The following is a 17,088-nucleotide window of genomic DNA, read 5'->3' as shown; positions in this document are numbered from 1 at the left end:
ACCGCTTTTCTTGCAGGTTTCGCAGCGCACAATGCACCAACTTACGGATATTGCCATCATTGCCACGATAGCCCTGATGTTCGGGATGATCATGACACGGCTTAGGCAGCCGGCAATTGTCGGTTACTTGCTAACCGGAATGGTGCTGGGGCGTTCGGTTTTCGGGTTTGTTGAAGATCGTGAAAATGTTGAAATTCTAGCCGAGCTTGGGGTGTTGCTGCTGCTCTATCTGATCGGGATGGAACTCAACCTGAAGTCCTTTATGCGCATCTGGAAAACGGCTATTGGCGGCGTTTTTCTTCAGGTTGCGGTCTCTTATGTTGTCGTCGGACTGATTGCACTTTTTCTGGATTGGCCGTGGGAATTGACCTTACTTCTGGCCTTCAGCCTGTCGATCAGTTCGACCGCCGTTGCAGTTAAAATTCTCGAAGACATAGGGGAACTTCACCAGAGGACCGGTAATATCGCGGTGGGTCTTCTCATCGCACAGGATCTTGCGGTGGTGCCGATGCTGCTTATCGTTGGCAGCCTCTCAGGTGAGGCGTTGAATGTACCCGTACTCCTCTTGACACTCGGACTGGCGGTGGCCTTCCTGATAGGTCTTATTCTCTTCCTGAGCCGCAGGGAACGCATTCACCTGCCATTCTTGAAAGCCATTTCCGGTCATGCGGACCTTACGCCCTTGTTCGGGATTGTTTTCTGTCTCGGGCTTGCGGCGATTAGCGGCCTTTTCGGCATGTCTCCTGCGTTTGGGGCGTTTCTTGCCGGCCTTATCATTGGGAACAGCCAGGAACGAAAAGGTATCGTCGAAGCAACGCAGCCGATCCAATCAATTTTGCTAATGATCTTTTTTCTTTCCATCGGCCTGCTGATAGATGTCACTTATATCTGGCAGAATATTGGCCTTGTCCTGTTGATGCTGCTGCTGGTGATTGTCGGAAAAACGGCCATCAATATCGTCATTTTGAGGGTAACGGGCGTTGACTGGCGTTCCGCCTTTATCGCTGGGACCGCATTGGGCCAGGTAGGGGAATTCTCTTTTCTTCTTATGGCAACGGGGAGCGCAAGCGGCTATGTGTCGCGTGATATCTCTCAGTTGATGATTACGGTGATTGCGCTCAGCCTGATGATCAGCCCGCTCTGGCTTCTGACGGCCCGGCGCGCGCAGAGCGTTGCAGCCGGTCAGGCCAGCAATTTCCAGGTCTTCTGGAATAAGGCTTACGGTAAGGAGACCTTGGCAGTAGTTCGCATTTTCAGGGCAACGACAGGATATCTCGGCTCATTAACAGGCGGAACGTCGTCGCAGGCGCAGACCGCGGTCCAAACGGATGCCGGAGAAGTGGCGTCGCCTTCCCGCGCGGAAGGATCGGAAATCATCATCCAGAGTGAAGATGCTGCATCCTATCAGGCAATTCTGGAAGATGAGCGGGGCAGCGATCAAAAAGACAAGAATTAGTATCGCTTCTTGTCACGTTATGCTGTGATCTATAGATTTCGCCCAAACAGAACCAATACTCAGCATGATCGGTTGACATGAACATAAAGAGGCAGCCCATGGACCGAATTCAGGAAATTCTCAACTTCTGGTTTTTACCAGAAGATCATGCGGAATACGGCAAACCGCGCGAGGCATGGTTCAAAAAAGATGAAGATTTTGACGCTGAAATTCGAGAACACTTCCTTGATGATTTCGAAAAAGCGGAATCCGGTGCGTATCTCGACTGGACGGAAAGCGCTCGCGGTTCTCTCGCGCTAATCTTGTTGTTCGATCAGTTTACGCGGAATATGTTTCGGGACTCACCGCGTGCTTTCGATGCTGATGGCAAGGCGAGGGAGATTGCGCGCCATATGCTCTCTCGCGGGTACTATGATGAACTTGGTGCTGTGCAAAAGCAGTTTGCAACCCTTCCGTTTGAGCATAGCGAGGATCTTGAGGATCAGAAGCTTTCGATGCAGTTGTTTAAAAAACTTGGTTCGGATGAACTGGTAGATTATGCAGAGCGGCATTATATCATTATTGAAAAGTTCGGCCGATTCCCGCACCGGAATGAGCAGTTGGGACGGCAAAATACCGAAGAAGAAGAGGCTTTCTTAAAAGAGCCTAATTCTTCCTTTTAGATAAACGTCTTAATATAACGAACGGGAAAAATACATGGGTCAGTTATCAGATCAGGTTGTTATCTTAACAGGTGCCAGTCGGGGTATAGGTGCCGCTGCGGCTTTGGAGCTTGCTGCAAATGGTGCGAAACTCTGTCTGAGTGCGCGCTCCGCCAGCTCTTGCAGCGGTGTCCTTGAGCAGATCAAGAATTCGGGCGGTGAGGCGTTCGCCGCGAGTTGTGATGTGTCCGACTATGCAGCTGTTGAAAAAATGACGGCGGAAACGATGGATCGCTTTGGTCGGATCGATGCCTTGGTCAATAACGCTGGCATCGTCGACCCGATTGGTGCGATCGCGACGAGCGATCCTGACGAATGGGCGCAAAATATTTCGGTTAATCTCGTGGGTGTCTATAACGGGACACGCGCTGTTCTTCCGCATTTCCTGAAACAGAGTTCTGGGGTGATTATCAACATCAGTTCCGGCGCGGCGCATGGTCCGATGGACGGATGGAGTGCATACTGTTCTGGAAAAGCCGGCGTTTACATGATGACTCGCGCAACGGCGTTGGAGGCTGGCGAAAAGGGTGTTCGCGTATATGGGTTTGCCCCGGGAATTGTCGATACGGATATGCAGGGGGTGATCCGCGCTTCGGGTATCAATTCGGTCAGTCAAATTCCGCGCGAGAATCTTGCCCCGGCTGATGAACCTGCGAAGGCCATTGCCTGGTTGTGCAGTGACGCGGCCAGTGATCTGGCCGGTCAGGAACTATCGATCCGTGACGAGACACTCCGCAAGAGGATTGGACTTTCTGTCTAAGCCCGCGTCCATGAGGCAAAATGCCCGATCTGTTTATGCAAGCCTTAAAAACGCGGTTTGCATTTGCCTCATCTTCTCTATCGCGTTCGTCCTGGTTCCGGAGTTCGTTCGCGCCGAAATGTCTGTCCCGGATAAGGTGCTTAAGGTTCCGGGAATTAAAGGCGATGATAATCGGGTGCGTGTCAAGATCTCGGATTATCCCTGGCGTATGATCGGACGACTAAACCGAAGCGGCAGTCATTGCACGGGTATCCTCGTGGGGCCGGTATCGGTACTGACAGCGGCCCATTGTTTTTGGGATAGTCGGCGTCAACAATGGTCGGTGCCAAGCGCGTTTCATTTCGTGCTTGGCTATGAGAAGGGGGACGTGAAGGCACATTCCAGGATCGAGCGGTTTGAATTGCCGGATGGGCGGCAACCTACTTCTCTTGATAAAAAGTCGACGCTGGAAAATGATTGGGCAATTGCAACATTAAAAAACCCACTTGGGGAGGAATTCGGCTTTGCGCCTGTAGCCACTTTTAATCTTCGCGAATTAAAAGATGTTCTCGCCAGCGGAGCTGTTGTTGTTCAGGCTGGCTATAGCCGGGATATTGCACATATGTTGACCGCAGATAAAGATTGCGAGATCAGCAGTATCCAGCAAAGTAAATCCGGCTTGCTGTTGCGGCACCAATGTGATGCAACGCAGGGCGATTCGGGCTCTCCTCTTTTTCTGTATGACGGAAAGTCGTACTCACTTATCGGAATTCATGTTGCGACAATGTCGAATTCCAAGGGGATGAACGATGGGATTGCGGTGTCCTTGGACATGTTCAGGAACCGTGTGTCACAACTGCAAAAATAATGAGAAGAACAAATTTTTAGGCAAATACGGCGAAATTTATTATGATCTACCTCATATGGGGGATGAAATGCGATGTCCCGACGGATAAAGTAATAAAGAATTAACCAAGGCCTTTTTTATCTTACCTTGGGTGCGCAGGGGTAGTGGCGACTATGAGTGATAAGCAAACAGATCAAAATCAGTTGATCGAAGATGATCAGGCCGTATCTGAAAATAGTGAAATGGCGGACCTTGCTTTCCTGGAGTTGGATGAGAGTGGAACCGTTGATCTGGACGCCTTGTTTGATGCACTGAATATCGCGGCGGAAGAAGCCGGCAGTTCCATGGAATTTGCCGAAAGCGGTGATGGCGATACAGGTACGCTGACACTTTCAGGCGCGGAATTAAATTTTGGCAATGTCGCCTCTGAAGACCTGCCGGATGCGACGGATTTACTTCTGAAAAGTAATATCGTTTCTGACGAGTCTTGAGTTTTTAGCCCTTCTTGCTTTTCTCGATATTTGCCTTGAAGTCGGCACCGGTTTCAGTCTCGAAAAAGCGCATCATCGCATCAACAACTTCTGGGTCGTATTTTTCCGGATTGAGTTTAAACACGCGAAGGGCCTCGTCAACACTGATAGCCTCGCGGTAAGAACGCGGTGAAATTCGTGCAATCAGGATATCCGCCATTCCGAGAATACGGGCCGGCATATCGATTTCATCCTTTGTCAGGCCTTTTGGATAACCGGTCCCGTCAAGAAGCTCGTTAATTTGGGTGACGGCATCAAGGACTTCTTTTTCCACATCGGCGTTGCTTAGAATCTTTTCGGCGATCAATACATGTTTCTGCATCACTTTCTGTTCTTTTTCACTCAGCCGTACATCCTTTTCCCTAATCTCACGCGGGATGGATATTTTACCGATCTGTGAAAGATGCGCACCGGTGTTGATTATTTTGATCATTTCAGGAGACAGCCCCAGCTCCACTGAGATGTGATTGGCAATCTGCGCCATTCGAATGGAATGATCTGACAGATAAGGGTCATTAGCTTCCAGCATCTGGGCAAGAACAGTAATGGCTTTGCGATCCATTTCCTCTTTCCGGCGCTGGAATTTCACATAGTCGGTGATGTCACTGCTGACTGTGACAATGCCAAGGAATGCTCCGTCTTCATTGAGAAAGCGGGATTTAGCGATCCTCAGAATCCGCGTTCCGTCCCGCCTTTCAATTTCGACAAAGGCGTTGACCGTCTGTTCCGTCGCGATGGCCTTGCGATCATGTTCAGCAAGATCTCGGGCGGCCTTTTCGCCAAACAACTCACGATCCGTTTTGCCGGGAATGGATCGAAGCGGGTAATCAGCGACCCTGGCGAGGGATGGATTCGCGTAGATGTAACGCCCTTCCGGGTCGGTTAGGCCGATCAGTTCATCTATTGTGTTGTTGATACTTCCCAGCAACCGTCGTTGTGTGTTTATCTGGTCTGCAAATTCCTTGTACTGTTGGGCGAGTGCGCGGGCGCTTTGTCCCTTTAGGGTCAGCCAGATCACGACGAGAACGGTAAAGACAATAATGAGGAAGCTGAACGCGAGGCCAATGACAAACATCGCATAGGTCCGAAGCGGCGCCAATGCTTTATCGCTGGACACCTGCTGAAAGACCACAAAGTGAGTGTTCGGAACCAGCGCCCCGGAGGAAAAGACACTGTTGCTGTTTTCTCGAGCTATTTCCTGAAAGTTTGTTGCGCCGGGCGCAAGCTGCGCATCTTCCTGAGGTGCAATAAATGGAGGTTTTAGCGGGAACAGCTCATAATATTTTCCATCCGCTTCCTGATAAAGCTTAGTCACATCCGGCTGATTATTATAGAGCGGTGCGTTCAATAGTTCTGAAAGCGCATTTGATGCCGGGACGGTGAGTAGCAGAGCCCCGACTATGACATCATTACCGCTGCTGTTGGGTTCGCGTTGCGCCGCATGAATTGGCAGGACGAAGTCAAAAACAAGCCCGGCATCGCTCGCACGAAGAGGTAGGAAAGTTACTTCTGTTTTCTCATACTGCGCTTGCGCGGTTGAGCGTTGATTGTCCGTTAGGGACGGAGCATTTCCGGAAGCAAGATAAGCACGGCCATCTTTACCGATAAGGTATGCTCCAATAAGTTCCGCCTGATTGACGAAATTTGAGAACGCGTTCTGCATGTAAGGCAGTTGATCATTCAGTGATTTTGGGAGCTTGCCGTCACCCACAAAATTAATTTCTGTGGCAAACAGCTTGAAAAGTTCATTTTCTGCGATCCGGTTGGCGTCTTCGACTTCACCCGCAAGCCAGGTTTCCATCACTTGTGCCTTGCCGGCCGCGCTCACATCAAGGCGTTTTTGAAGCTCCCCGACTAATTCCTGTTTGCGAGACTCTATTGCGTAGTCACACAGAAAGTATCCCAGGATCGCAAAGACGATGAGAAAAAGCGCGGCAATCTTCCAGGGGGCTTTGCGAAAAAGGTTGCTATCGCTTGGCGCACGGTCGGAAAGAAATGAATTTAGTTCAAGCTTGGCTGTTGCATCAGTCATTTTGGTTGCTCCCTGCGGCATCTTGCGCGGTCAGGAAATCAAGGGGAATATGGGCCCATCTCCTATTTTCATTAACGGAGTAGAACGGGACGTAATAGTTGACGAGGCGTTCTTCCAGTATGGTATCGTTCAGGTTGTCGAGAACATAGCGTTTGCCCCGGCGCTCGACGCTTAATACGGCATGTGCCTTGTTGCGCAGGACATCGTTGGCGATAACAATACGCATGGCATCGGGGTCAAAACCGAGCTCTTTAAGGCTGACATATTTCATGATGGCGAAATCTCTTGATCCGCCGCCATTTGAAATAAACTCAAGCGGCGACGCCCAATGGCTGTCAGATAATGCCCCTGCGTCGTCGGGAATAAATTTCCAGCCATTTAGAAAACTGTTCAGTTCCTGCATCTGGATGCGCTTAGGAGAATTTTGTAGTTCTGCGATTTTCGTGCGCCACAACGTCATCTGTTGCGACTCACAATCCTCGATGCGGGCATCGCATTTGGCGGCAGCATTTGCGAGCTGGGGAAAACTCGCTTTAACTTTGAGCCAGAGGGGTAGGGCTGCCAGATTATCTGATGAAATTTCGACTAAGCCGAAAAGGCCCTTTTCCGTCACGTCCGCGTGAGCGGTCGCACCGGTCACTGGGCCTAAAAGGAAAAGACCCGTTAGCAGAAAAGCGGTGGCGTGCTTTATCATTCTATTGTGTTTCATCACCGTTCCCTCAATGCCGTATCCCGTGTTTTCAGGATAGGTTTCAGGATATAGTCCAGCACTGTTTTATGGCCTGTGAGGATATCGACAGAGGCGACCATGCCGGGAATAATTGGATAGGAGTTTTCCCCGCGTTTGAGGAAATTCTGGTTTGTACGAACGATGATCTGATAATAGCTTTCGCCGGATTTCTCATCAACAATCGTATCGGCACTGATCCGTTCAAGCTTGGCTGGCAATCCGCCATAAATTGAGTAGTCATAAGCCGTGATCTTTACTGTGGCTTCTTGTCCTGGCCGCAAAAAAGCGATGTCGGCCGGGCGAATATTCGCTTCCACCAAAAGCGTATCGTCGATTGGCACTATTTCAATAATATCCTGACCCGGTTTGACGACGCCGCCAATGGTCTGGATTTTAACGTCCTTTACTTCACCAGTTACAGACGAGCGCACATCCGTCCGTGCAACACGATCCTTGACACCGAGAATGGCCTGACGAGCCGCCTCATACTCCGCACGTGTCTGGCTCAGTTCTTGTGATGCAGTACTTTTGAAACTGAGAATTTTTTCCTCAATTCGCTGATTAGCTTCCTTAAGCGCGCCTTCAACACGTGGCTTGGAAAGCTCGGATGCAGAAATCTGCCCTTTCAGGTCGTTAATTTCCCGGCGTAGCTTGAGAGATTCCACCTTTGGGACAATCCCTTTCTTGACGAGAGGTGCCGTAATTTCCATTTCTTCATTGGCGAGTCCGAGGCTGGCACGGAGCTGTCTCAGGCGACCATTAATCTCTGCAATTTCTTGGTTTCGCTGTTGCGCCTGTTGCCGCAAGATTTGTATTTGCGATTGGAGTTCAGCCTGCCGCGCATTATACAGATTTAGCTCGCGCACGGAAATGTCCTTACGCTCCGCCAGAAGTTCAGCAGGGAAGGTAAGGGGTTCACCCGTGGCCTCCGCTTCAAGACGGGCGATACGCCCCATCAGGTTAAGATAATTGGATTCGATTTCTCCCGCGCGGGAGGAAAAGCCGGTATCGTCAATGCGTAGAAGAATCTGGCCCTTTTCGACGATATCGCCTTCATGTACCAGCAATTCTCTGAGGATGCCGCCTTCCAGATTCTGGATAATTTGTACTTGGCTGGACGGTATGACCTTGCCGTCGCCGCGGGTGACTTCATCCAGAACCGCATTTTTTGCCCAGATGAACCCGACAACGAAAAAGGCGATTACACCAAACAGCAGGAGGAAAGAGCGCGGATGCGGGCCTTGTACTCTCGCGGCTACGACGTCCGACGCGAAATCTGAGTCATTCCATTTCAAATTTTCTGCCATAGTCAGTCCCCCGGTCCGTTTCGCTGTGGTTTTGACACGGTTGCCGAAACAGTTTTGGAGGTTGAGTTTCCACTCTGACCGAGTTTCAGAATTTCATCGCGCGGGCCATCCGCTGCGATCTTGCCATTTCCAAGGACAATGATCCGATCAACCAGCGAGAAGAGGGAGGTGCGATGCGTCACGAGAAGCAAGGTCTTTCCTTGAATATAGTCTTGAAGACGGCTAATCAGCCGTCGCTCTGAATTGATGTCCATGGCACTTGTCGGTTCATCGAGCATCAGGATAGGCGGATTGGGCAGGAAAGCGCGGGCAAGACCAATTGTTTGCCGTTGCCCTCCGGACATGGTCGCGCCTTTTTCTCCAACATGCAGGTCATAGCCATGTGGATGCCGAGAAATAAAATCATGTACACCGGAAAGCTTCGCGGCATTCAGGATCATTTCATCGTCGGCACGCGGATGCCCCAGGATGATGTTTTGCCTAACAGAGGCCTGGAACAGGGTGATATCCTGCATGACGCTGCCAATGCTCCGGCGGATATCGGAAGGGTCGATTTGCCGGATATCCGTGCCGTCAATCAGTACGGCGCCTTCATCGGGCTCATAGAGATTGATTAGCAGGCGCGAAATCGTTGTCTTCCCTGATCCGACTGGCCCGATAATTCCGACTTTCTCACCCGCCCGTATCTTGAATGATACATTGTCGAGCGCGGGGATGTCGGTGCCCGGATATTTGAAAGTTACATCCTTGAATTCGATATCACCCTGGATATTCGGGCGGCTGAGTTGACGTTTTTCCGCGCCCCGTTCCACCGGGAGGGACATGATATGATTAAGTCCCTTCAAGGCGACGATAGCTTGATTGAGGCGGGTAAGCAGCCCGGCGATCTGGCCAAGCGGTGCCATTGTCCGCCCTGTTAAAATGGTGCAAGCGATCAAGGCGCCTACTGTAATAGTCGAGTCCGGTTCTCCCATTAACATGACGCCATAGACGACCACGCCGACGGTTACAAGTTGCATGGCAGCCGCGGAAAGATTGATGCCGAGGCCGGCAAAGAAGCGCGCGGCAACGCTTGTTTCAGCGGTCTTCCCGACGAAGCGTTCCCATTCCTTCTGCATATGGCCTTCAATTCCCATGCTTTTAACGGTGTCGAGGGCGGAGATTGTTTCAACGATAACCCCATGCTTCTGGGCGGCTTCTTCCGACGTTTTGGAAACGGCGCGGCGCATGGGCCATTGCAGACACAGCCCGATAAGCAGAACAACAGGGACGGCAACAGCGGGAATGATAAAAAGCGGGCCACCGATCAGGTAAATGATAAACAGGAAAATCGCGAGGAAGGGTAGATCGACGAGCGCCGTTACGGTAACGGACGTGAAGAAATCCCGCAATGTTTCAAACTCTCGCAGGTGATTGGCAAACGCGCCAGCAGACGCAGGACGGGCCTTTACCTGAAGGTTGAGAACTTGCTCGAATATTCGGCTGGACAGCAGAATGTCAGCCCGTTTACCGGCATTGTCGACAAAATACGACCTCAGTGATTTAAGTAACAGATCGAAGCCGATCACGGTGATTACACCAATTGCCAGCACCCATAATGTCTCGATCGCCCGGTTGGGAACGACCCTGTCATAAACATTCATAATAAAAAGGGGCTTGCCATGGCGAAGCTGTTGATCAGAAAGGCGGCGATAATGACCTGAATATATGTCGGCCAGAATTGCCACATGGTCCCCCAAAACCATGAGCCGGGCCTATCCTGTAACTTTTCATCCTTATCAACGCGGTACTTGAAACTTGGTCGGGTCAGAATAGCGTACCCGGCATATTCAGCGTCCAGTTCTGTGAGCGGCAGGCTGTCGGAGCCTTCCCCTGTTTCCGGGAAGATAACTTTGGCTTTCCTGTCTTCCCGCGAGAGCAGGATACAGGCGCGCCGGTCATTGAGCAGGACGACGCAAGGTAGAACGGCTTCCGGTATCTTATCGAGATTTCGATTGGTGATGCGGGCACTGATGCCGACGCGTTCCGCGGCCCGGACAAATAGCGCCGGTGTTAATTTGTTGTCTTCAAGTGGGAGGCCGTAGGCTAGCGCATCCGGAGTGCGTGGATCATCGAAAAGCTTAGTCAAAGCCGCGAGGCAGCCAAGCAGGGGATCCTGATCAGAGCGCGTGATTTCGGAAAGGTTGACCTGCCAGTTTCCCTTACTTTTGATTTTTGTCCGAAGGGCAGCCTCTGTGGTCTCTAGCTTACTTGCTGCTGCAGTCGGCTTACCTGTTTTCAATTTGGTGTCCCTTGTCTTTTTGTTTCCGGCTTTTGTGACGAATAGATCGTCCGTTGTGTTGACATCGAGCCTCGCGGATTTGCGTGAATTTTCGCTCACCGGCATGCCCTCATTTTTCGCCGGCTTTCACGCGACCCAATCATGCCGGCATATCCAGCAGATCCGCCTCGCGTTCGGGATTTGAGAGAATTGAACTCTCCATGGTTCCTTTGCCCTGCCATACCCTTACTTTCCCGCTCAGTCCTCAATAACAATTTCGGCGATTTCATGTTGCGATGGAGAAATGATTGCGGCCGTTCGAACTTCCCCTTTGTATTGTCTCGCAGCTTCCATCCTGCTTTTACAAAATCCTTTATGCGGAACGGACTACTTTTCCACGTTGGTCATTCAACGCTTATTTGGTGAAAATGCAGTTAACATATTGGCAAAAGTGTATTTTCTAAAATTATGGAATGTGCGCCGGTCCTTTGAATTAATACGCCGCTCGTTTAGGCTTCTACGCCAATATATTACGTATAGTTGCGGGGTTTTCGCCTATTTTTCAACAAAAATTAACCATAACTGGTAGTGATTTAAATGACATTGAAAAGTGGCGCCCTTTCCGTACGCGCCAAGAGGCGTATTTGCGACAGGGTCGGATGGCGAAGTTGTTATGATAGGGCAGCTTGAATGGATTGTTGTAATTTTACCACAGGCTGTTGCGAAGACCACTAAATATATGGTCTTCGCCGTTATATAGAGTTGATCGACGGCGGAAAGAAAGCGTAGATTGCCGTCGTATTATAATTAAGTTTTGGATGGATGTTTTGCTCAGGCATTACGCATCAGGCGAGCGAAAATTTCTTCGACGTTAAGCAAAACAGACAAAGTGGGAGAGGGGTATGAAGCTTAGAAACCGTGCGGGGAAGACAATGAATGTACTTTCCGCCAGTGTTCTAACGGCGGTCTTCGGAAGTTATATAGCGGTGGGGGCCGCGCAATCCGAAACATTGGTGGATGCAGTCCAGCAAACGGTTTCGACCTATCCGGAAATCGCCGAGGCTTCGGCAAATCGCCGCGCGATTGATCAGGAATTAAGACAGGCGGAAGGACTTTATCTTCCGTCGCTCGATCTTGAAGCGGGCATTGGTTATGAGTGGACTGATACAGTTACCATTGATAACGAAGATTTGCGCCGCACGGAATCGAGCCTTCTGCTCGTGCAGACCCTTTACGATGGTGGGTTTCGTAGCGCAGAAGTAGACCGGCAGGGAAATCGTGTCGATAGTGCTGCGTATCGGGTCCGGGAACGGGCCGAAGCCATCGCTCTTGACGCGGTGCGGTCCTATCTTGATACGCTTCGCAGTCAACAAATTGTTGAACTGGCGAAGGAAAATGTCGAAAAACATCGCCGGACACTGAATGAAATCCAGGACAGGGTGAGAGCCGGACAAAGCGGTATTGGTGATGACCAGCAGGCGCTGGCGCGTCTTGCTGCAGCTGAAGACACTCTCGTTGAAACTTTGCGCGCGCAGGACGATGCGGAAATTACCTATCGGAGAGTTGTGGGTGTACAGCCGGTAAATCTCGAACTTCCTGACTTCAGCGACAGCGTTCTTCCCGACAATATTGATGATATCGTGGCGATTGCGCTGGAAGGTAATCCGGACATTATGTTCGCTTCTTCAGATATCAAAACGTCTGATGCGGAAATTCGGGCGACTCAGGCAAGCTACTATCCGACAGTTAATCTGGAGGTAGGAGGCTCTGCGGATAATAATCTCGATGGGGTTGAAGGCCATAACGACGATTTATTGGCGATGCTTCGGTTGCGCTACAACCTCTATAGAGGGGGGATCGACGAAGGCCGTGAGAAGGAAGCGTTAGCACGCAAAGCAGAGACGGAGCAGCGCAAACGCCGTTATGAACGCCTCGTAGAAGAGGAAGTTCGACGCAGCTGGAGTTCACTCGCCCGTTCGGAAGCGCGTTCGGAAGTTCTCGCAGCGGCTGTTGTTGCCAATACTGAGGTTGCCTCGACTTACAAACAGGAATTTGAAATCGGGCAGCGTGATCTGCTGGATCTGCTGGATGCGGATAATGAACTGTTTAACTCCCGGACGTCGCTGGTGACGGTGGAGTATTCGGTTAGGTTTGCAAAATATCGGTTGCTTGCCACTATGGGCCGGTTGAACTCGACACTCGGTGTGACCCTGCCCGCGGAAGCAACGCCGATGGAGAAAAAAGGCTAACAATATCGAAAGTCTATAACAAGAGCCGCGCTTAGACGTAATGTGCGGCTTTTTTTATGTCTGCGGCGCTAGGGCTTGTGACGCCACCATCCAATCTCATTGACAGAATATATCGGTCGGTAATGTCGGATGCGAGTGGCATCAACGACTTGTCCGATTTGATTGTCGAGCACTAGATTTTTGCCTTTATAATTCACAACCAGAATTGCATGGGCGATGCCGAGATTAACATCCTGCAGAACGACAATTTTCATGTCCTTCGCTGACCACCCGAGGGCGCGCAGCGTAAAATACTTGACGATCGCGTAGTCTTCGCAATCACCGAACCGGGCAAAGAATTCTTTAGGAATTTCCCAATAATCACGCACTCCCCAATTGATGGGATCAAGAATATAGCGAAAAAGATTCATGTGCCGATTGATTTTTTCAAGCTGCTTTTCTTTCGGCAGTGACCGCCATTCCTCTATCAGGGCGCGCCATTTCTGATGGGCGCAGCGATTATATTTTCCTGAAACGCAATCGCCAAGTGCCTATCCTTGTAGGTTGCGAGCACCTTTCGCCATTTTGGAAAGGGTTTGAGGCCGGAATAGGGGGTTGCCTTATAACCGAACAGGTCACCTGCCTTTGCGTCAGCGAGAGATGGTGCTGCAATAACGCAGCAGGCAAGAATAAGTGCTGCGCATATCGTGGCAAATCCGGGTCTTGTTCCTGTCACCGCGTTGGTTCCTGCCATCTGGTTAAAAAAGCCTCCTGTTCAGGCGCATTATGGGCAACAAATCATTAACAAAGACTGAGCAGGACATCTAATGTCATTGCGTCGTTAAGTAATTTTTGGGTAATTTAGATCGGTGATTTACCTATCTTAAAGAGTTTCAAGGCATTCTGCCGTACAGTGAAATATATAACCGGGGCATTTATGTCGGATAATCAATTAGATGGTACGGAAAAGAAAAGCACCTACAAAGCGCTCTCCTTAGGCGTTTTGCTGCTTATGGCTGTCGTCGTTGCCGGCATTTGGGGCACTTTCAAATTTGTCGAGGAACAGCGTTCGCGCGACCTCCGAAACTGGGAGGTTCGCCTTGGTATTGTCGCGGATAGCCGCGCGGCAAGCGTCGATGACTGGCTGCGCAAGCAGGAACAGGCTATTGGCACTCTCGCGAATAATGCGTCTTTACAGGTGTATCTAACCCAGTTGGTTATTGAGACGGCAGAGAATGGCAACTCTATCGCTGAAGTGCCGGAGGCGGGTTATCTCATTAATCTACTGAATAATCAGGCTGTTATCAGCGGATTTTGGGAGCCGGAGGAGCCGCAAATCCGTGCAAATGTGGCGCGGCCCGGTCGGGCAGGCATCGGGCTTACGGACGCAACAGGAAAGCTTCTGGTCTCCAGCGGAAATATGCCCCCAATGAACCCGACAATACGGGCCGCCATGGCGAAAGCCGGGGATGGTGAGCCTGCTCTGATCGATCTTTATGAGGGGATTAATGGCGATCCGACCATGGGCTTTGTCTGGCCGATTTATGCGGTGCAGGATGAAGGGAGCCCAAAGGATATTATTGGATATGTTGTTGGTCTTCGGACGGTGGAAACCTCACTATTTCCGCTATTGTTCCAACCGGGTGATACATTGCAGACGGCAGAAAATTATCTTGTCCGCAAGGATGGGAAGCTCGTGCAATATATCTCTCCGCTGGCGGATGGCACGCTCGCTCTTGCCCGCAAGCTAAGCGCACAGAATGATCTGGCTGCGGCATTCGTAATCGAAAATCCGGGAAGTTTTGAACTTGCCTCCAATTATCTCGGGAGCAAGGTTCTCGTAACGGGGCGTGCGTTGACGGCTGCGCCTTGGTTCCTTGTTCGAACAGTCTCGGAACAGGAAGCGTTGGCCGAAACCGATCAGCGCCTTTCAACGATGCTCGGCATCTTTATATTGCTGATTTTTGCAGTCGCAGGAACGGTGGTTGCCGTCTGGCGGCATGGCACCTCCCTTCGCGCGGCGGAGCTAGCGGTGCGCTATAAGGGCATGGCGGAGCAGTTGAGAGAGCGGAGCGAATTTCTGAAAATTGTGACCGATCAGCAGCCAACGTCTATTGCTGTTTTCGATGCAGAGGATAAATACACATTTGCGAATAGTGTCGCCGCCGAAGACGTGGAGATATCGCAAGATGAAATGATTGGCAAGAAAGCCGCGAGTGTTCTTGGGCCTGAGCAGGCACGGGAAATCATCGAGATGACAAATCTCGTGCGTCAGGACTATGAACCTCGTTCGTTGATTAGCCGTATAAAGGCGTCGGAGGAAAGTGCAGCGGATCGGGTGATCAAGTCAGATTTTGTGCCCCTGCGATCAGCGCGGGTGAACAGCAAGGAAGTTCTCACTGTATTTCAGGATATTTCTGATGTTGTAGTTGCACAGGAGCGTCGCGAGTCCGTATTGCGTACACTTGTTTCAACATTGGTGGCTTTTGTGGATCGCCGCGACCCTTATTCCGCAGATCAATCCCGTCGGGTCGCGAAGGTTGCGGTGGCAATTGCTGAAGAAATGGGCGCGCCAGATGAACTGGTGCGGACAGTTGATATCGCGGGTAACCTGATGAATATCGGCAAGATTCTCGTTTCGCCAGAAATTCTGACTAAGACGAAGAACCTGACTAAGAAGGAAATGGAAATCATTCGGAACAGTCTGGTCGCCAGTGCGGATCTCCTGGATGAAGTTGACTTTGATTTGCCGGTTGCCGCCACATTGCGCCAATTGCAGGAAAATTTTGACGGCAGTGGCCAACCAAACGGCCTAGTCGGCATGGAGATCAGTGAACCAGCTCGGATTATTGCCGTCGCCAATGCCTTTGTCGGCATGGTCAGCCCGCGCGCTTACCGGAGCGCACTAAGCTTCAGCGCGGCAGTGAAGAATCTTTTAGAAGATGCCGATACGCGGTATGACCGACGTATGGTCAGCGCTCTGATCAATTATCTCGAGAACCGGGGAGGCCGCGAGAGCTGGAAATACTTCTCTGAGAATGTAGAGAAAGACTCTACTGAGGGCGGAGGGTAATTCCTCTAATTCCTTTAAAGGAGACCTGTGGCCTGTAGGGCCGCCGGGCCAGTCAGGATGAGCTTGACCACTTCGCTTTGTCGGCTGGTGTCGGTTTTGCGGAAGACTTGTCTCAGTTGAGAGCGAACTGTGTGCATGCTGACCCCCCATTGCTCTGCGAGGTCATCAAGCTTATGACCATTGGTCAGGCCAAGCGCCAAGCGCCCTTCCGCTGGTGTCAGGCCATATAGCTTACAAATTGATTCTACAGAAAGCTCAACTGGTTCAGCCGGGTCAGAGACAAATAGAACGGCACCCTTTCCGGCGGCCCCGGTTCCGATAGGGGCGACCATGACATTCAACGGATAGTCACTTTCCATCCGGGTCAGGGAAATGGCGAAATCGCCTTCTGATTTGCTGTCGCCGCCGGGGGAGAGTGTGTCGGACAACAGCTTGGCGAGTGCCCGGCTTTCACCTGGCAGTGTTGCACGGCATATCCGGTCAGTACCAACAACCAGACCGTCACCCTTTTCCAGATAGCGTTTTGCCTTTCCATTGAAGAAAAGGATTTTCGTATCAGCTGTTACCAGGATAACCCCGATTGGAAGCCTGTTCAGTACGGCCGTCGCAGAATCAAGAAGTGGTGCCGATTCTGCGCTTTGCCGATGACCCTGATGGCGCTGAATGGCGTTGAGCAAGCAGCGCGACATGCCATCTGTCGAGAGTTGACTTTTGATGAGGTAGTCCTGCGCGCCCAACCGAATAGCCTCACGGCCGATATTTTCGTTATCATCCGTGAGCACAACAATCGGTGTGTGGGGAGTTTTTTCTCCAAGGAGCGATACCGCTTTGATCCTGTCTTCCTGAGTTTCTGTCAGATCAAGAATAATGACTTCGCCCTGCTGACCGTGACCGGCTTTCACATAACTGTCGACAGAAGCAATATGTTCGAACGAAAACTTTGCCGTCGACGCATTGGACAGCAACCAACCTAATTGTTGGGCATCCTCTTCCTTTTGTCCAATAAAGTGAACTGTTGCAGTAGAGTTTTTGTCCATTGAATATGGTTTTCCGACTTGTTTATTCGGTTTCCTTGACATGACCGCCAAAATTACGACATTTAGGATCGCTAAAATTACCTAAAATTTTGATAACCTGCCAAAAATGATGCAATTGAATTTTTTGACATTTCCTGTGTATCTGACA

Annotated in this window: 15 protein-coding genes; 7 read left to right on the top strand and 8 right to left on the bottom strand. The window is 50.8% G+C overall.

All coding sequences use genetic code 11. The annotated features are described in order from the left end of the window. The first annotated feature begins 31 nt into the window (after nucleotides 1–31). The 5 genes from AC0L73_RS05615 (at nucleotide 32) to AC0L73_RS05595 (ending at nucleotide 4,234) form a co-directional block, all read left to right on the top strand. On the top strand, nucleotides 32–1,456 hold the full coding sequence (locus AC0L73_RS05615; RefSeq protein WP_473655080.1) for a cation:proton antiporter: 1,425 nt from the start codon (nucleotides 32–34) through the stop codon (nucleotides 1,454–1,456). A gap of 98 nt (nucleotides 1,457–1,554) precedes the next feature. Next, nucleotides 1,555–2,118, top strand: a complete 564-nt coding sequence (locus AC0L73_RS05610) for a DUF924 family protein (protein ID WP_473655079.1) — start codon at nucleotides 1,555–1,557, stop codon at nucleotides 2,116–2,118. A gap of 34 nt (nucleotides 2,119–2,152) precedes the next feature. Next, nucleotides 2,153–2,917 (top strand): SDR family NAD(P)-dependent oxidoreductase, encoded by a 765-nt coding sequence (locus AC0L73_RS05605; RefSeq protein ID WP_473655078.1) that lies wholly within the window; start codon nucleotides 2,153–2,155, stop codon nucleotides 2,915–2,917. A gap of 118 nt (nucleotides 2,918–3,035) precedes the next feature. Next, nucleotides 3,036–3,764, top strand: a complete 729-nt coding sequence (locus AC0L73_RS05600; protein WP_473655077.1) for a trypsin-like serine peptidase — start codon at nucleotides 3,036–3,038, stop codon at nucleotides 3,762–3,764. A 152-nt stretch (nucleotides 3,765–3,916) separates the two neighbouring features. Beyond that, nucleotides 3,917–4,234: a hypothetical protein gene (locus tag AC0L73_RS05595; protein WP_473655076.1), complete on the top strand. Its 318-nt coding sequence runs from the start codon at nucleotides 3,917–3,919 to the stop codon at nucleotides 4,232–4,234. A gap of 4 nt (nucleotides 4,235–4,238) precedes the next feature. Here the strand turns inward: AC0L73_RS05595 and AC0L73_RS05590 are convergent, their stop codons facing one another. The 5 genes from AC0L73_RS05590 to AC0L73_RS05570 are packed head-to-tail and all read right to left on the bottom strand — an operon-like array spanning nucleotide 4,239 to nucleotide 10,722. Next, nucleotides 4,239–6,305, bottom strand: coding sequence for an HD-GYP domain-containing protein (locus AC0L73_RS05590; RefSeq protein WP_473655075.1), 2,067 nt, complete (start codon nucleotides 6,303–6,305; stop codon nucleotides 4,239–4,241). Next, a complete protein-coding gene (locus tag AC0L73_RS05585) occupies nucleotides 6,298–7,014 on the bottom strand; it encodes a transglutaminase-like cysteine peptidase (protein WP_473655074.1) in 717 nt (238 codons plus the stop codon). The genes AC0L73_RS05590 and AC0L73_RS05585 overlap by 8 nt, the downstream gene beginning before the upstream one ends. Continuing rightward, nucleotides 7,014–8,342: an HlyD family type I secretion periplasmic adaptor subunit gene (locus tag AC0L73_RS05580; RefSeq protein ID WP_473655073.1), complete on the bottom strand. Its 1,329-nt coding sequence runs from the start codon at nucleotides 8,340–8,342 to the stop codon at nucleotides 7,014–7,016. The genes AC0L73_RS05585 and AC0L73_RS05580 overlap by 1 nt, the downstream gene beginning before the upstream one ends. 2 nt (nucleotides 8,343–8,344) lie before the next feature. Beyond that, nucleotides 8,345–10,087, bottom strand: coding sequence for a type I secretion system permease/ATPase (locus tag AC0L73_RS05575; protein ID WP_473655072.1), 1,743 nt, complete (start codon nucleotides 10,085–10,087; stop codon nucleotides 8,345–8,347). Next, the gene (locus AC0L73_RS05570) at nucleotides 9,982–10,722 is read right to left on the bottom strand and encodes a cysteine peptidase family C39 domain-containing protein (protein WP_473655071.1); all 741 of its coding nucleotides are present in this window, start codon (nucleotides 10,720–10,722) and stop codon (nucleotides 9,982–9,984) included. The genes AC0L73_RS05575 and AC0L73_RS05570 overlap by 106 nt, the downstream gene beginning before the upstream one ends. A 782-nt stretch (nucleotides 10,723–11,504) precedes the next feature. Here AC0L73_RS05570 and AC0L73_RS05565 point away from each other — a divergent pair. Further along, nucleotides 11,505–12,851 carry a TolC family outer membrane protein gene (locus AC0L73_RS05565; RefSeq protein ID WP_227949503.1) on the top strand — a complete coding sequence of 449 codons (1,347 nt, stop codon included), beginning with the start codon at nucleotides 11,505–11,507 and terminating at the stop codon, nucleotides 12,849–12,851. Between the two features lie 68 nt (nucleotides 12,852–12,919). On the opposite strand, the gene AC0L73_RS05560 is transcribed toward AC0L73_RS05565, so the two are convergent. After that, nucleotides 12,920–13,300, bottom strand: coding sequence for a transglutaminase-like cysteine peptidase (locus AC0L73_RS05560; RefSeq protein WP_473655415.1), 381 nt, complete (start codon nucleotides 13,298–13,300; stop codon nucleotides 12,920–12,922). Nucleotides 13,301–13,317: 17 nt separating this feature from the next. After that, entirely contained in the window at nucleotides 13,318–13,584 is a 267-nt protein-coding gene (locus AC0L73_RS05555; RefSeq protein WP_473655070.1) for a hypothetical protein, read from the bottom strand. A gap of 183 nt (nucleotides 13,585–13,767) precedes the next feature. On the opposite strand from AC0L73_RS05555, the gene AC0L73_RS05550 reads away from it, so the two are divergent. After that, nucleotides 13,768–15,903, top strand: coding sequence for an HD domain-containing phosphohydrolase (locus tag AC0L73_RS05550; protein WP_227949507.1), 2,136 nt, complete (start codon nucleotides 13,768–13,770; stop codon nucleotides 15,901–15,903). Between the two features lie 14 nt (nucleotides 15,904–15,917). On the opposite strand, the gene AC0L73_RS05545 is transcribed toward AC0L73_RS05550, so the two are convergent. Further along, nucleotides 15,918–16,940, bottom strand: a complete 1,023-nt coding sequence (locus tag AC0L73_RS05545) for a hypothetical protein (protein WP_227949509.1) — start codon at nucleotides 16,938–16,940, stop codon at nucleotides 15,918–15,920. Nucleotides 16,941–17,088 lie beyond the last annotated feature (148 nt).

This window comes from Sneathiella sp. D3-11, assembly GCF_055809395.1.
This window is presented reverse-complemented; position numbering and strand designations above follow the sequence as displayed.

Excerpts from the sequence above, each read along its gene's own strand:
- AC0L73_RS05615 (WP_473655080.1), top strand. The coding sequence starts at position 32 with ATGCACCAACTTACGGATATTGCCATCATTGCCACGATAGCCCTGATG.
- AC0L73_RS05610 (WP_473655079.1), top strand. The coding sequence starts at position 1,555 with ATGGACCGAATTCAGGAAATTCTCAACTTCTGGTTTTTACCAGAAGAT.
- AC0L73_RS05605 (WP_473655078.1), top strand. The coding sequence starts at position 2,153 with ATGGGTCAGTTATCAGATCAGGTTGTTATCTTAACAGGTGCCAGTCGG.
- AC0L73_RS05600 (WP_473655077.1), top strand. The coding sequence starts at position 3,036 with ATGTCTGTCCCGGATAAGGTGCTTAAGGTTCCGGGAATTAAAGGCGAT.
- AC0L73_RS05595 (WP_473655076.1), top strand. The coding sequence starts at position 3,917 with ATGAGTGATAAGCAAACAGATCAAAATCAGTTGATCGAAGATGATCAG.
- AC0L73_RS05590 (WP_473655075.1), bottom strand. The coding sequence starts at position 6,305 with ATGACTGATGCAACAGCCAAGCTTGAACTAAATTCATTTCTTTCCGAC.
- AC0L73_RS05585 (WP_473655074.1), bottom strand. The coding sequence starts at position 7,014 with ATGAAACACAATAGAATGATAAAGCACGCCACCGCTTTTCTGCTAACG.
- AC0L73_RS05580 (WP_473655073.1), bottom strand. The coding sequence starts at position 8,342 with ATGGCAGAAAATTTGAAATGGAATGACTCAGATTTCGCGTCGGACGTC.
- AC0L73_RS05575 (WP_473655072.1), bottom strand. The coding sequence starts at position 10,087 with ATGGTTTTGGGGGACCATGTGGCAATTCTGGCCGACATATATTCAGGT.
- AC0L73_RS05565 (WP_227949503.1), top strand. The coding sequence starts at position 11,505 with ATGAAGCTTAGAAACCGTGCGGGGAAGACAATGAATGTACTTTCCGCC.
- AC0L73_RS05555 (WP_473655070.1), bottom strand. The coding sequence starts at position 13,584 with ATGGCAGGAACCAACGCGGTGACAGGAACAAGACCCGGATTTGCCACG.
- AC0L73_RS05550 (WP_227949507.1), top strand. The coding sequence starts at position 13,768 with ATGTCGGATAATCAATTAGATGGTACGGAAAAGAAAAGCACCTACAAA.
- AC0L73_RS05545 (WP_227949509.1), bottom strand. The coding sequence starts at position 16,940 with ATGGACAAAAACTCTACTGCAACAGTTCACTTTATTGGACAAAAGGAA.